At 72.8% G+C, this 13,860-nt stretch carries 10 protein-coding genes; 7 read left to right on the top strand and 3 right to left on the bottom strand.

Annotated elements, in window-relative coordinates; genetic code table 11:
• Both ABD299_RS11795 and ABD299_RS11790 read right to left on the bottom strand, forming a co-directional pair.
• On the bottom strand, positions 1-843 hold an 843-nt coding region (locus ABD299_RS11795; RefSeq protein WP_344261292.1), incomplete at its 3' end, for a S8 family serine peptidase.
• 1,633 nt (positions 844-2,476) lie between these two features.
• Positions 2,477-3,067 carry an HD domain-containing protein gene (locus ABD299_RS11790; protein WP_344261290.1) on the bottom strand — a complete coding sequence of 197 codons (591 nt, stop codon included), beginning with the start codon at positions 3,065-3,067 and terminating at the stop codon, positions 2,477-2,479.
• A 413-nt stretch (positions 3,068-3,480) separates the two neighbouring features.
• Between ABD299_RS11790 and ABD299_RS11785 the strand changes: the two genes are divergently transcribed.
• From ABD299_RS11785 to ABD299_RS11760, 6 genes are all read left to right on the top strand, one after another.
• Complete coding sequence (locus tag ABD299_RS11785; RefSeq protein WP_344261288.1) at positions 3,481-4,407, top strand: S1 family peptidase; 927 nt, start codon at positions 3,481-3,483, stop codon at positions 4,405-4,407.
• A gap of 225 nt (positions 4,408-4,632) precedes the next feature.
• The gene (locus ABD299_RS11780; RefSeq protein WP_344261286.1) at positions 4,633-5,301 is read left to right on the top strand and encodes a hypothetical protein; all 669 of its coding nucleotides are present in this window, start codon (positions 4,633-4,635) and stop codon (positions 5,299-5,301) included.
• A 294-nt stretch (positions 5,302-5,595) separates the two neighbouring features.
• Complete coding sequence (locus tag ABD299_RS11775) at positions 5,596-6,522, top strand: S1 family peptidase (protein ID WP_344261284.1); 927 nt, start codon at positions 5,596-5,598, stop codon at positions 6,520-6,522.
• 339 nt (positions 6,523-6,861) lie between these two features.
• On the top strand, positions 6,862-7,704 hold the full coding sequence (locus tag ABD299_RS11770; RefSeq protein ID WP_344261282.1) for a hypothetical protein: 843 nt from the start codon (positions 6,862-6,864) through the stop codon (positions 7,702-7,704).
• Complete coding sequence (locus ABD299_RS11765; RefSeq protein WP_425581317.1) at positions 7,704-9,893, top strand: bifunctional serine/threonine-protein kinase/ABC transporter substrate-binding protein; 2,190 nt, start codon at positions 7,704-7,706, stop codon at positions 9,891-9,893. The genes ABD299_RS11770 and ABD299_RS11765 overlap by 1 nt, the downstream gene beginning before the upstream one ends.
• A 75-nt stretch (positions 9,894-9,968) precedes the next feature.
• Positions 9,969-12,173, top strand: coding sequence for a bifunctional serine/threonine-protein kinase/ABC transporter substrate-binding protein (locus ABD299_RS11760; protein WP_344261278.1), 2,205 nt, complete (start codon positions 9,969-9,971; stop codon positions 12,171-12,173).
• On the opposite strand, the gene ABD299_RS11755 is transcribed toward ABD299_RS11760, so the two are convergent.
• Complete coding sequence (locus tag ABD299_RS11755) at positions 12,150-12,287, bottom strand: hypothetical protein (protein ID WP_344261276.1); 138 nt, start codon at positions 12,285-12,287, stop codon at positions 12,150-12,152. The genes ABD299_RS11760 and ABD299_RS11755 overlap by 24 nt on opposite strands.
• Positions 12,288-12,576: 289 nt before the next feature.
• On the opposite strand from ABD299_RS11755, the gene ABD299_RS11750 reads away from it, so the two are divergent.
• The gene (locus tag ABD299_RS11750) at positions 12,577-13,830 is read left to right on the top strand and encodes a PLP-dependent cysteine synthase family protein (RefSeq protein WP_344261274.1); all 1,254 of its coding nucleotides are present in this window, start codon (positions 12,577-12,579) and stop codon (positions 13,828-13,830) included.
• The last annotated feature ends 30 nt before the right edge of the window (positions 13,831-13,860 follow it).

Raw genomic sequence — 13,860 nt, 5'->3', positions numbered from 1 at the left:
GACCTGGTTCTTCGTCCAGTCAGGGTTCGCCGACCAGATGAGCGCGGCAGAAGCCGAAGCCAACGCCGAGGCGGCGCTCGTGCCGCCTTCCCTCAGACACACCGCGCCGCCAGCGTGGCTGCAGCGCAGCGGAATCTCCTGCCCGGGAGCGGCCAGACCGATGAAGGGGCCGTGCTGGGAGTAATACGCTCGCTCGCCATGTCGATCGACAGCCCCCACGCCCACCGCACCATCCTGGAGAGCGAGTGTTGCAGCTCTGTAGCCTTCGTGAGCTTCGTTTCCTGCCGCGACGAAGACTAGCTTTCCACGACGAGCGGCCTCCGCGATAGCCTCGTCGATTCTCTCCTGCAGCCTGGGATCCTCTCCACGGGTCCCCACAGCGATACTCAGAATCTGCGCATCACTGTCCGCTGCGACCTCGATGGCATCGAGTATCGGTTCTCCCGTTCCCAGCTCGACGCCCAGCTCGCTCACCTTGTGAGATACCCGAATCGGCAAAATCTTGGTCTCCGGCGCCAAGCCCTGCACTCCCTGGCCGGCCCCGGTTCCTGAGATGAGGGACGCCATGGCCGTACCGTGGCCGTCACGATCGATATGGCCTACTCCTGCAGGGTCGAGAAAATCGCTTCCTTCCAGTACCTGATCTTTCAGTTCTGGCACTGACGAGTCGACACCGGTATCGATTACGGCAACTGTGATGCCTTCCCCCTGGGTGTGATTCCATATGTCTGCGGCCCGGTACTCATCCAGATACCAGGCTCGGGTGGGTTCCTCCGCAGTCGCTGGCGCCACCGTTGTGAGGGAAAGCAGGAATCCTGTCACCAGGAGAAATGGCAGCCGCATGCTGCGCCATGGTGAATCATCCCTGGCAAGGGATGAAGTGCTGATTCGGTCACCGTGGTATGGGCCGAGAGGGTTGATCGTCGACGGATCCTTACTTTTCATCGGAAGATTGCTTCCTATTCTCCTGGTTGCCAGGGAGCCCGATGATGCCGCCTCGATCTTTCGGCAACTCCCCTTTCGCCTTGCCAGCCTTGAGTGACGTCAGCCCTGTGCGTGGCATTCCACGGGTGCTGCCAGTGTTCCGGCCGTGACTTCGTTCCGAGGCCGAAGGCGGAGCTCCTATGACAGGGCCGTAACTGTGCGAGGTCCTGCGGGCGCGTTCTTGCGGGCTGCGACCGGCGTGGGCGGGAGGCGTGGGGCCGATGACGGCCCCTTTGGGGAGCCGCGATGCACCAGTGGACGACTCTGCGGGCCGTCGAGTACCACCCACGATCCCTTCAGGGGGTGCAGGGCGTCTCTTCGCCGGCGTCCCACTCGTTGCTGCGCCGGATGTGGGCCGCCCGCCGGTGGGAGCATTGTCGGCGCCGCCTTTCAGTGGTGTTGCCGCACGGCTTGTTCCTCCAGCCTGCGAAGGGCGCCCTACACCTGGGGCCGAGCCGTCTCTTGCGCCTGGAGTTCGCGGCGGGCTTCCAGGTGTCACATCCAAACCTCGCGCTGGACGAGCCGCCGTGGGCGGGTTCCCGCCTATGGGGCGTGTCGGCCCGGCCGGAACATGGTTGCGCGAGCCAGTTGTTGGTTGCCCTGGTGGGAGAGAAACCGGTGAGTGGGCCCCAGCAGCTTGCCCACCCGCACCGGACACGGGGGCAGCCCCCGGTGCTTGGGCCCCGCTTGAAGCCGTCGGATGCCCGCCGGGAGCTACTGAGTCCAGTGATGTGCCCACTGATTCGTCAAAGGGTGCGGTCCTCGGCCCGCTCAGGGCAGGGGGATGGTTTGCGACCTCCCGGCTGTTCGGCAGTGCACTACTTCCCGATCCGTTGTGGTGTGGGCTTTTGGGTGGAGCCTCAGAGGAGTCAGGCGTGACGCGGTCACCGTTGCTCCGGCCGGGTTGGGGAGCGCCATCACCAGGAAGTTCGCCCATTCGCCCCATATCAAACGCGGGCGCTTCCGCGTTTCCGATCTGTTGGGCGGCGATGCGGTAGTGGGAGGAGAGGCGTTCCATGACGCGGATGGCTTCTTGTCGGTCTTCTTCGGTGCGTGCTGCTGCTACGTCGTCGAGGAAGTCGGATCCGTGGAAGCCTGTTCCGGCTGCTGATCCCTTGGTCGGGTCGATCACCGGGCCGGTTGCGGGCCCCTTCGGCATGGAGGACTGGGCTTCCGACAGGGCCTGGCCGGCCTGGCGGATGGCCTCACCGACATCGCGGGTGAACTCATCCAAGGACCGAGACTCGCGGGCGAAGCTTCGTCCCCACTCACGGAACTGTGCGGCCGCTTCCCCTTCCCATTCCACGCGCTCCAGGCGGCCGGCGATGAGTGTGCCGATCTCGCCGAGCGCCTCTCCGAGTCCCAGCNGCCTCTTCGTCCGTTGTGCGTCCCGCCCCACCCGGTCGCCTCGGCGCGGCCTGCGGGCCCTGGTTCCGGATGGTCGCGCTGAGGCATCGTTCGCACGACAGATCGTAGCGAGCGCAGCCGCTCGCTACTTGGTCGGCCGGGGACGCACCGCGTGCCCGTACTCGGCAATGAGCGGTGCCAGTTCGGGCTCGCCGAACTCCTCGGTCAGGCTCTTGAACGCCGTGACCTTCTCCGGGCCGAAGCGGGCGACGTGCGCCGCGTAGGTGGTGGCGTCGAGGAAGGCGGGCGGGCTGGACTTGGAGTGGAACTTGTCCGCGTACATCACCAGGCGCTCCTCCACGGTCTCGGCGACGTAGTCGCCGGGCGGCAGGGGCAGGTTCTGACTGCGGATGTCCTGGCGGGTGAGGCCGACGCCGGTGTGCCGGGAGGCGAATCTGCACACGCTCTCCGGCAGGCCCTCCTCGCGCAGAAGCTCGTGCCCCAGCACGCCGTGCCGGATGTAGTGCGCGTCGCCCAGCCGGTAGACGCCGATGTCGTGGACCAGCGCGCCGATCTCGACGAGTGTGGTGTTCACCGGTGTCGGGCAGCGGGTTGCGAGCCGCAGAGCGATTCGCGCCACGATCTCGCTGTGCTGGTGGACCAGCGTCAGCATCTCGTCCGAGGGGGCGTACTTCTCGTGCAGGGCGCGCACGTTCCGGGTGGTGGGGAGGCTCACGGCCCGCAGGCTAACAACCCCTGCCAGGCGGTGTGCCGGGGGCGCGTGGGCACGGCAGGCCGGCATCGGCCGGGGCGTGGCGCTTCGGCGGTGTGTCATGGGCACATGCGCTTCCACCTGCGCCCGGGCGGGGGCGGTGCGGCCGGGGCGCTGCTTCCGGGCGGGCGCGGTGTGCGCGCTGGTGTGACTCGGGAGGGGGGGAGGAACTTCCGTGCGAGGGGCTTAAGTTGTGTCTGGTGTGACGGGTGCGTTCGTGGAGTTCGCGGGGGAATGGCCGAAAGGCCCTGTAGATACTTTGGTCGGCAGTTGGAGAAACTGTGACGGTTGTCAGGGGCATGGCGCGCAGCCCTTGGCAGTGCTCTCACCGTGTCCACCCGCCCCACAGGGCGACGACATCCCTTCGGAGGAACTGAGTGAGATCCCATCGCACTTCCCGCAGTGGCTCGCGGGCCAGGCTGAAGACCCTGGTCGCGGCTACCGGTCTGATGGCCATGATGGCCTTCTTCGTCCCGCAGGCGGCGGCGGCCGAGTCGGTGCAGACGTTCAGCGCCACCCAGCTGGAGGCGGCCAGCGACGCCGTCCTCGACGCCGACGTGGCCGGCACGGCCTGGTCCGTGGACGAGGAGACCGGACGGGTCGTCGTCCTGGCCGACGAGCGTGTCTCGAAGGCCGACATGGCGAAGATCAGGAAGGAGGCCGGCCGGCTTGCCGGCGCGATCGAGTTCGAGCACGTCGAGGGCACGTTCCAGACGTTCATGCGCGGCGGTGACGCGATCTACGCGGACCTCGGCTGGCGCTGCTCGCTGGGCTTCAACGTCCACGCCGGCAGCACCTACTACTTCGTGACGGCCGGCCACTGCACCGAGGACCCCTACGGCCCCACGCCCCCCTACCCCGAGTGGCACAACGGGTCCTCCTGGATCGGCTACACCGAGCACTCCTACTTCCCGGGCCGTGACCACGGGCTCGTGCGCTACAACCCCCAGGTCCGGCACCCCGGCGAGGTGAACCTGTACAACGGCTCCTATCAGAGGATCACCTCGGCGGCCGACGCCAGGATGAACCAGCGGGTGTGCCGCAGCGGCAGCACCACGCAGGTGCGCTGCGGCAACGTCACCGGGCTCAACCAGACGGTGAACTACGGCGGCGGTGACATCGTGTACGGCCTGGTGCGCACCAACGCCTGCGCCGAGCCGGGCGACAGCGGCGGACCGTTCTTCGACGGCACCGTCGGGCTCGGCATGACCTCCGGTGGCAGCGGCAACTGCTCCTCCGGCGGCACGACCTTCTTCGAGCCCCTGACTAGGACGCTGTCGTACTACGGGGTCACGCTCAACTGATCTCCTGCGGTACCGCTCGACCGTGTGCCCGTCCCGGATTCCGGGGCGGGCACACCGCGCCCGGTGGCCGGGGCGGCCGGACGGGGTGGGCCTGTGGGGCCGGGTGAGGCAGTGCGGCCGGGACCAACGGCCCCCCGCGGGCGCACTTGTCGGCCCTGGGGGCGGGCCCCTGACGTGCGGGAATCTCTAGGGGACAGCGCGGAACGACAATACGAGGAGTTCGTGATGATGAAGCGTCTGAGGATTCTGGGCGTGGTGCTCGCATTCATCGGCCTGGGTTTCCTGGCCGGAGGCGGGGTGGCGTTCGCCAAGATCCAGGACGGTTACGGCTCCCTCCAGTCGTTCAGCGAGGCTCAGAACGTCGAGCTCAGCTACAACGAGGACGGTCAGCTGATCGACCGCGGCTCCACCGAAGAGGCCGAAGCGATCATGCAGCTCCTGAAGGACGACTGGGGCTACCCGGTCGTCGAGTCGGACCTCGACCCCGACGACCCGCTGGTGAACTCCGCGACGGAGTACATGTACCAGATGGCCACCATCGCCTATCACGTGCTGAACGGCACGCACACGGTGGAGCTGGAAGAGGCCGTCGAGTACGAGGGCGAGACCTTCGAGGCCGGCACGTACGAGGTCGGCGTGGAGGGCCGCTACTGGACCGAGTTCGACCGGCAGCACCCGCTGGACGGCAAGGTCCGCGAGATGGCCTGGACGGGGACCGTGCACGGACTGGTCGGTGAGCTGGGCGTCGGCACCGTCACCCACTCCGCTCTCCAGATGGGTCTGGGTATCGCAGCCCTCCTCGGCGGACTCGGCGCCACCCTGGTCCTGACCGGCCTCGGGTTCGTCTGGGTCAGCTACGGCAGGCGGAAGGAAGAGGACGCGGTGACCGCCTGACCGCACGAGCCGGCGGGGAGCCGGGCCGGAACAACCGGCCCGGCTCCCCGTTTCCGTTCCCTCCCCGGACGCGCCCGGCGCCTCCGGGCGAAAGGCTTCCCGCACGCGCTCCGATGCGCCGGGTGAATGGCCGAAAGCCGCGGTAGGCAGTGCGGCCGAGCGTGGAGAAACTGTGGCGAGCTTGTCCAGGTCCATGATCATTTGCGCCTGGTTGTGCTCCTCATGTGCCCGACGGTCGCGTGGGGCACGGCAGTCCCCGCCGCAGTTCTCGACGCAGCTCCCAGGAGGAACCACGTGAGACCCACGCACAGTTCACGCAGAGCCCCGGCCCGGCGCCTGCGGACCACAGCCGCCTCGCTGGGACTGGCGGCCCTGCTCGCCCTCTTCGTGCCGCACGCCTCCGCGGCCGAACCCGACCGCACGTACAGCGTCTCCCAGCTCAAGGCGGCCGGTGACGCCGTCCTGCGAGCCGACATCGCCGGCACGGCATGGTCGGTCGACGAGGACGCCGGCCGCGTCGAGGTGCTCGCCGACGAACGTGTGACGGACGCCGGCCTCGCCGCGCTGCGGAAGGAAGCCGGAAGGCTGGCCGGAGCCCTGACCGTGGAACGGGTCGAAGGCACGTTCAGCACCCGGATGATGGGCGGCGACGGCATCTACCGGGACGACAGCCACATGCGCTGCTCGGTGGGGTTCAACGTCCGCTCCGCGACCACCTACTACTTCGTGACGGCCGGGCACTGCACCCGGGACAACCGGCCGACCCCGCCCTTCCCGATCTGGTTCGGCGCGCCGGGGTTCGTGGGAACGACCGTCGACTCCGTTTTCCCCGTCTCGGACTTCGGCCTCGTGGAACACTCCCCGCAGGCCGTCCACCCCGGCGTGGTGAACCTGCACAACGGCCAGTCGCAGCAGATCACCGCCGTGGGCGGAGCGGTCGTCGGCCAGGGAGTGTGCCGCAGCGGCGCCGCGACCGGGCTGCACTGCGGCACGGTCACGGGGGTGAACACGGCCGTCAACTTCGGCGGGGGCGACATCGTCTTCGGGCTGTACAGCACGGACATCTGCAGCCAGTCCGGTGACAGCGGCGGCCCGCTGTTCTCCGGGGACCGCGGGATCGGCATCGTCTCCGGGGGCAGCGGGAACTGCCAGGCCGGCGGCATCACCTTCGCCCAGCCGCTGCGCGACGTTCTCGCCCACTACCAGCTGACCCTCAACTGACCCCGGCGCCCTCGGCCCGGTCCCTCCCCGGGCCGGGGGCGGCGCCCTCCGGCGCCCGTCAGCCCGGGGCGCAGCGCCGAGGGCCGCCGTCGTCCCGTCACCCGCGGCGAGCCGGGCCGCCTCGTGCGGCCGGGCGCCTGCCCGACAGCGAATTACGCGGTCTGCGGCGCCTGTTGGGGAGAGTGACGGCCATCCGGAGGTCGTGCGACGGGCGTGTCACAACCGTGTCGTGAAGCCGGCGCCCGGGGCGAGGCCGGGTGGTCCGGGCGCGGGCTGATGACTAGGGTCGGTCACCGGGAAGAGAGCGGCGTCAACGGAAAGTGACGGGGGGCGGAATCAGTGAGGCGACGGATCGCGCACGGCTGCGGTGCGCTGGTGCTGGGGGCGCTGCTGACGGCGGGCTGCAGCGCCACGGACGACGGCGCGGACAGTGACGCCGGCAAGGGCGAGGCCCGGGAACCGGCGGGCGGGGAGGGGACGGGCTTCACCCCCGACCCGGACCGCGTGCCGGCGGACCGGGAACGGGCCGCCGAGCTGGCCGAGGCGGTCGTGGCACAGCCGGAGACCTTCGGGCCCGGGTTCGTGGAGGCCGAGGGCCGCAGCGGTGATACGGGGGAGTGGCCGGTGCTCGACGAGAACTGCGTCTGGGTGCTGGAGCCCGTCCCCGACGGGGTGCTGGCCAGCCTGACGCGCCACGCCGAACTGCCCGCCGAGGACGGCGCGGACCCGTTGCGGGTGACCGCCGTGGCCACCGTCCACAGTGACCCCAGGGGCGCGGAGTGGGAGATGGCCCGCACCGTGGAGGACGCGCTGCGCTGCCCCGACCAGCAACTGCGCCGGGACGAGTGGGTGAGCGGACTCATCTCGGTCGCCATGGAGTTCGGGACACTCGGGAACTCCGCCACCGAGGACCTGCTGACGGAGACCGGGAGTTTCCACAGCGACGAGCTGGGCGGCCCGCACGACTTCGAATGGATGCGGGCCCGCATCGGCCCGCTCACGCTCGCGGTATCCGCCAAGGGCGCGGACGGCCGCGGTGACGGGGAGGTCTCCCGCGCCGCTGTCGAGGCACTCGGCCTCATGTCCTCCCGCGCGGAGAACGAACTGGCGCCGGAGCCCTCCGGCCCCGGCGGCGAGGAGGACAAGAACGAGAGCGGGAACGAGAAGGGGGAGAACCGGTGATCGAACCTCTGCGGGACAACGACCCTTCGGTCCTCGGCGGTTACCGGCTGATGGGCAGGCTGGGCGCGGGCGGCATGGGCGTGGTGTACCTGGGGCGCACGGACGCGGGGGAGCTCGCCGCCGTCAAGATGGTGCGTGCCGAGTACGCCGGCGACGAGGAGTTCCGCGCCCGGTTCCGGCGCGAGGCCGACATCGCCCGCCGGGTGGACAGCGCCTGGACGGTCCCGGTCACCGGCGCCGACACCGAGGGCGAACAGCCCTGGCTGGCCACCGCCTTCGTGGCCGGGCCGTCGCTGGCCGAGGCCGTGGACCGCTGCGGCCCGCTGCCCGAGGGCGCCGTCCGGGTGCTCGGCCGGGTCCTCGCCGGAGCCCTGGCCGCCCTGCACGAGGCCGGGCTGGTGCACCGGGACGTCAAACCCGGCAATATCCTGCTGGGGCACGACGGGCCCCGGCTCATCGACTTCGGCATCGCCCGCCCGTCGGACGCCGGAGCCACCACCCTGACCGCGGAGGGGGTGGTCGTGGGAACCCCCGGCTACCTGCCGCCCGAACAGGCCGAGGGCGGCACCGCGGGCCCGGCCGGCGACGTCTTCTCCCTCGGCTGCCTCCTGGCGTACGCGGCCACCGGCCGCCCGCCGTTCGGCACCGGCCCGGCCGACGCACTGCTGTACCGGACCGTGCACGACGAACCCGACCTGGACGGCGTCCCCGGCGGCCTGGCCCCGCTGCTGCGGGAGTGCCTGGCCAAGGATCCGGCCGCCCGCCCGGAGGCCGCCGGGCTGGCGGGTCGTCTCGCCGACGACCCCCGGCAGGCGGACCGGCTGCCCGAGGGCGACGCGCTGGCCTGGCTGCCCGACGACGTGGTGCGGCTGATCGCCGCCCGCTCCGCGCAATCCCTCGACCTGCCGTCCGTCGAACCGACCCGGGTGGACGCCCCGGCTTCCGGGAAGACCTCCCGGCTGCCAGGCCGGCGCGGGCTGCTCGCCCTGGCGGCGGGCGGCGCGGCGGTGCTCGCCGCGGGCGGTGGCGCGCTGACCTGGAACCTGCTGCGGGATGACGACAGCCGTGGTGCGGGGGCCGGGGCCGGGAGCCCGGGCGGCCTCGCCCTGGGGGTGCTGGCCGACCTGTCCGGGCCGGACCGCGCCGCCGGGCGCGAGCAGGAACGCGGCGTGCGGCTGGCCGTCGCCCGGTACAACGCCCGCGCGGACAAGCCCTTCGAGATCGCCGTGCGCACCGAGGACGACGGCGGCAGCTCCGAACGGGCCGCCGAGGCCGCGGCCCGGCTCGCGGAGGACGACGGGGTGCTGGCCGTTCTCGGCCCGACCGGCGACGACGCCGCGCTGGCCGCCCTGCCCGTCTGCGAGGAGACGGTGCTGCCGCTCGTCACCGCCTCCCCCGGGTACACCCGCCTGGCCTCCGACGCCCTGGGGGGCGGGGGGAGCCGGGCCCTTCTGCGCACCGGGCCCTCCAACCTGCTGCTGGCCTGGTCGCTCGCCGTGCACCTGGCCGAACAGGCCGGCTCCGAGCGGCCCGGGCTCCTCCAGGACCGGTCCCTGGGCTTCACCGGCACCGAGATGACCTCCGTGGTCAGCCTGGTGGCCCAGCGGAACTACGGGCACACCCTCTACCCGCGGGTGGTGCCGCCCGGCGTCCTGGAGACCGAGGGGTTCGCCCCGGTCGTGGCCGACATGCTGGACGCCGGGATCGACTCCTTCGTCTTCGCCGGCCCGCCGGAGGGTGCCGCCGCCGTCGCCCGCGAACTGGCGGCCGCCGGGTTCACCGGCCCGCGGTTCGCCCCGCAGGCCGCCCTGCACCCCGCTTTCCTCGAACAGGCCGGGGACGCGGCCGAGGGCTGGCAGCTGACCGCCTCGTTCATCGACCCGGCGAGCGCCCCCGACGCCGAGGACTTCGCCGCCGCCTACCGTGAGGAGTACGACGCCGCGCCCGGTTACTGGGCGGCCGAGGCGTACGACGCGGCCGCGCTCGTGCTCCAGGAGATCGCGAAGGCGGCCACGGCGCAGGGCGGGCCGCCCGGCCGCTCCCGGCTCGCCGGAGCGCTGCGCGAGGCCACCTACCAGGGCATCACCAGGGAGTACGCGTTCGATCCGGAGACGGGGGACTTCGAGGGGCAGGGCAGCTTCCTGTACGAGGTGCGCGACGGTGGCTTCGCCTTCACCGGTCCCGCGTGACCTGGCCCCGGGTGAGCCCGTTGCCCCGCGTGAGCCCGCCCCGCCGCCCGGCCGGACCGTGAACGGGGCCCCGCCGTGCGGGAGCTGACACCCGCCGACCCGGTCCGGGTGGGCGGGTACCGGCTGCTGCGGCGGCTCGGCGAGGGCGGCATGGGCGTGGTGTACCTGGCGTCCGGGCCGGGCGGCGGGCTGGTGGCGCTGAAACTGATCCGCGCCGAGCACGCGGACGAGGCCGGCTTCCGGCGCCGGTTCCGCCGCGAGGCCGAACTGGCCGCCTCGCTGGACGGCCGCTGGCTGGCCCCCGTCGTCGCGGCGGACCCCCAGGCCCCCGACCCCTGGCTCGCCACCGCCTACATCCCCGCGCCCTCGCTCGCCGAGGTGCTCGCCTCCCACGGGCCCCTGCCGCCGCGGACGGTGCGGGTGCTCGGGGCGCGGCTGGCCGAGGCGCTGGCCGGTGTGCACGACGCCGGGCTGGTGCACCGGGACGTCAAACCCGGCAACGTCCTGATCGCCCTGGACGGGCCCCGGCTGATCGACTTCGGCATCGCCCGCGCCGCCGGGGCGGCGCAGCTCACCGCGACCGGCGTCGTCGTCGGCTCACCCGGCTACCTCTCACCGGAGCAGGCGCGGGCCCGCGCCGGGGAGATCGGCCCGCCGAGCGACGTGTTCTCCCTGGGCTGTGTGCTGGCGCACGCCGCCGGCGGGCGCCGGCCGTTCGGCGGCGGCATGGCCGCCGGGGTGCTGTACCGCACGGTGCACGAGGAGCCGGACCTCGAAGGAGTTCCGGAACCTCTGGTGCCGCTGCTGCGCGCCTGCCTGGACAAGGACCCGCGGGCGCGGCCCGACGCCCGGCGGGTGCGCGCGATCCTGGAGGAGGCCGGCGCGGACCCCGGGCCGGGCGGGGGCGGGGGGGAGGCCGAGGCGGCCGGTGGTGGCGGCTGGCTGCCTCCCGGCCTGCCGCGGCTCGTCGCCGAACGCTCCGCGCGCGCTCTGGACGTCCGGCTTCCCGAGCCCACCGAAGCCGGTGCGGCCCCGGGCCCGGGGATCCCACCCGGAGCGGCAGCGAAACCGGTCCGGGGCGGCGGCATGTCCCGGCGGCGGCTGCTGACGACGGTGCTCGCCCCCGCCGGGGCGGTGGTGCTCGGCGGGGGCTTCCTGCTGACCCGTGACCGCCCGGGTGCCGCGGGCCCGCTGCCGCGTCACACCATCGGCCTGCACGCCGACCTGTCGGGCCCGGCAGCCGAGGAGGGGCGGGCGCAGGAGAACGGCGCCCGGCTCGCCGTCGAGGAGCACAACGCCCGCCCCGGCCGCACCTTCGATCTCGCCCTGCTGGTCCGTGACGACGGCGGGGACGCGGAACGGGCGGCCGGCATCGCCGGGCGCTTCGCCGCCGGGCAGTCCGTCGCCGCGGTGATCGGCCCCACCACCGACGGGACGGCCGAGGCCGCCGTGCCGGTGTACGACGAGGCCGGCCTGCCGGTGGCCGCCGTGTCCGTCGCCACCACCGCCCTGTCGTCCCGGGAGCACGACGTGTACTTCCCGCTCCGCTTCGACGAGGCGGATCACGGCACGGCCGTGATCGTCCATCTCACGCACGTCGAGCCCAGTTCCCGCACCGCCGTCATCGAGGACCGCGCGGCCCCGGACGGCATCCGCCGGCTGACCGGGTCGCTGACCCACGCCCCGCCCTCCGAAGGGGCCGTCACCCTCCACCCGGTCCCCGCCGACGGGGACGGCTTCGCCGCCGCCGTCGACGAGGCACTGGCCCAGGAGCCCGATGCGGTGGTCCTGGCCACCGACTCCCCGCAGCGCGCCGCCCGTTGCGCGCGCGCCCTGCACGAGGCGGGCTTCTCCGGCCCGCGCGTGACCACCGAACGGGTCATGACCGGCGAGGGGTTCCTCACCGAGGCGGGGGAGGCCGCCGAGGGCTGGGCGTTCACCGCCTCCTTCATCGACCCGGACGCGCACCCGGGGGCGCAGGAGTTCGCGTCCTCCTACCGGGAACGGTTCGGCACCACCGGGGTGCCGCGCTACGCGGCGGAGGCGTACGACGCGCTGCACTTCCTCGCCCGCGGGCTCGACGGCCGGGACGCCGCCGGAGCGGAGGTGCGCCACGCGCTGCGCCGGAGCCTGTGGACCGGCGTCCACGAGGGCATCACCCGCACCATCGAGTTTCTCCCGGGCCAGCGCCAACTGCGGCCGCGAGCAAGTCACTTCCTGTACCGGGTGGAGAACGGCCGCGTGCGGTTCCTGGGCTCAGCCGACGCGCTGATGTCCTGACCCGGTCCCGGTGCCGACCAGGATCAGCCGGACGTGGTGGGCCCGGCGTTCGGTCCGCATGGCCGGTGTCCAGTCGTACTCGTCCGTTCCGGTCCCCCGCGCGCGCTCCGGCATGGTGCCCCTCCCCGTTCCCGTCCCCAGTGGCGCACGGTGCGATGCGGCGCCGGTCACGCTGTGCAGCATACGATTTGACCGGCCGTGACGGTATGCCGGGAGCGGTCCGGCGGACACAGACGCGCCGGCAGCGGGGACGGCCGGGGCCGGCGGGTACGCCCGTCCGTGTGGAGAAGCGGCCCCCGGCCGGGCCCTCGCCGTGTCACAGCGCACCGGGCGGCCCGGTCGCGACGACACTCGGGACGCGACAGTGCCGAGCGGAACCCGGACGCGGAGGTCACCGGTGGACATGCGACGGCGTGGCCTTCTCCTGGCGGGCGCGGGCGCCGCCGCCTCGGCCGCGGCCCCCGCCGCCGGCCCGGCCGCGTGGGCCGGTGTCCCGGCCTTCACGGGGCCGGCGGAGGACGCCGCCGCCGGCCGGGGAGCCACCCCGGCTCCTCCAGGCGGCGCCGAGGAACTGGACAACCCGCACTACCCGGACCACCGTGCCTGGGTGAACCGGCAGATCCGGATCATCCGACGGATGCCGCACACCGTGACCCCGCTGCTGGAGCTGCCGCTGTCCGGCCGCCTGGCGGGCCTGCGCCTGCTGCTGAAGGACGAGACGGTCCAGCCGTCCGGCAGCCACAAGCACCGGCTCGTCGAGGCGCTGTACCTGCACGCCCTCGCCACCGGGCGGCTGCACCGCGGCAGCACCGTCGTCGAGGCGTCCAGCGGCACCACCGCGATCTCCGAGGCGTGGTTCAGCCGCGAACTGGGCATCCCCTTCGTCGCGGTGGTGCCCAGCGGCACCACCGGGGCCAAGGTGCGGCTCATCCGCAACCTGGGCGGTGAGGTCGTCGAGGTGCCGGGGGCGGACATCTCCGCCGAGGCCCGCCGGGTGGCGGCCGAGCTCGGCGGGCACTTCATGGACCAGTTCACCTACGCCGAACAGGCCTACGACTGGCGCGGCGAGCGCAGCCTGGCCGGTGAGGTCCTGCGCGACGCGGACCCGGAGTGGTTCGTGATGGGCGCGGGCACCGGCGGCACCGTGGTCTCACTGGCCCGGCACGCCCGGTACACCGGGCACCGGGTGCGGACCTGCGTGACCGACCCGGAGGGCTCGGCGTACTTCCCCGGCTGGCGGGCGGACGACCGCTCCGTCACCGCGCCGGGCTCCCGGATCGAGGGCATCGGGCGGCCACGGGTGGAGGCCTCGTTCCTCTTCCCGCTGGTCAACCGCATGCTCCGGGTGCCGGACGGCGCGTCGGTGGCCGCCATGCGGGTCGCCGCGCGGCGGCTGGGCGGCACCCTGCCGGGCCCGTCCACGGGCACCGCCCTGTTCGGGGCGATGCGGCTGCTGGACCGGATGCGGCAGGACGGCGGGACCGGCACCGTCGTCACGCTGATCGCCGACCCCGGCGAACGGCACCTGGAGACGTTCTACGACGACGACTGGCTGCGGGAGCACGGCATCGACCACCGGCCCTGGGTGCCGGTCATCGAGCGTTTCCTCGACGCCGGCCGGTGGTTCCCGCCCCGGGGGCACACCGCCGCGCGGTAGCGGGGTGTGCCGCCGGGGCGGGGACGGGCC

Source organism: Streptomyces sodiiphilus (genome assembly GCF_039529215.1).
Taxonomy (GTDB): domain Bacteria; phylum Actinomycetota; class Actinomycetes; order Streptomycetales; family Streptomycetaceae; genus Streptomyces; species Streptomyces sodiiphilus.
This window is presented reverse-complemented; position numbering and strand designations above follow the sequence as displayed.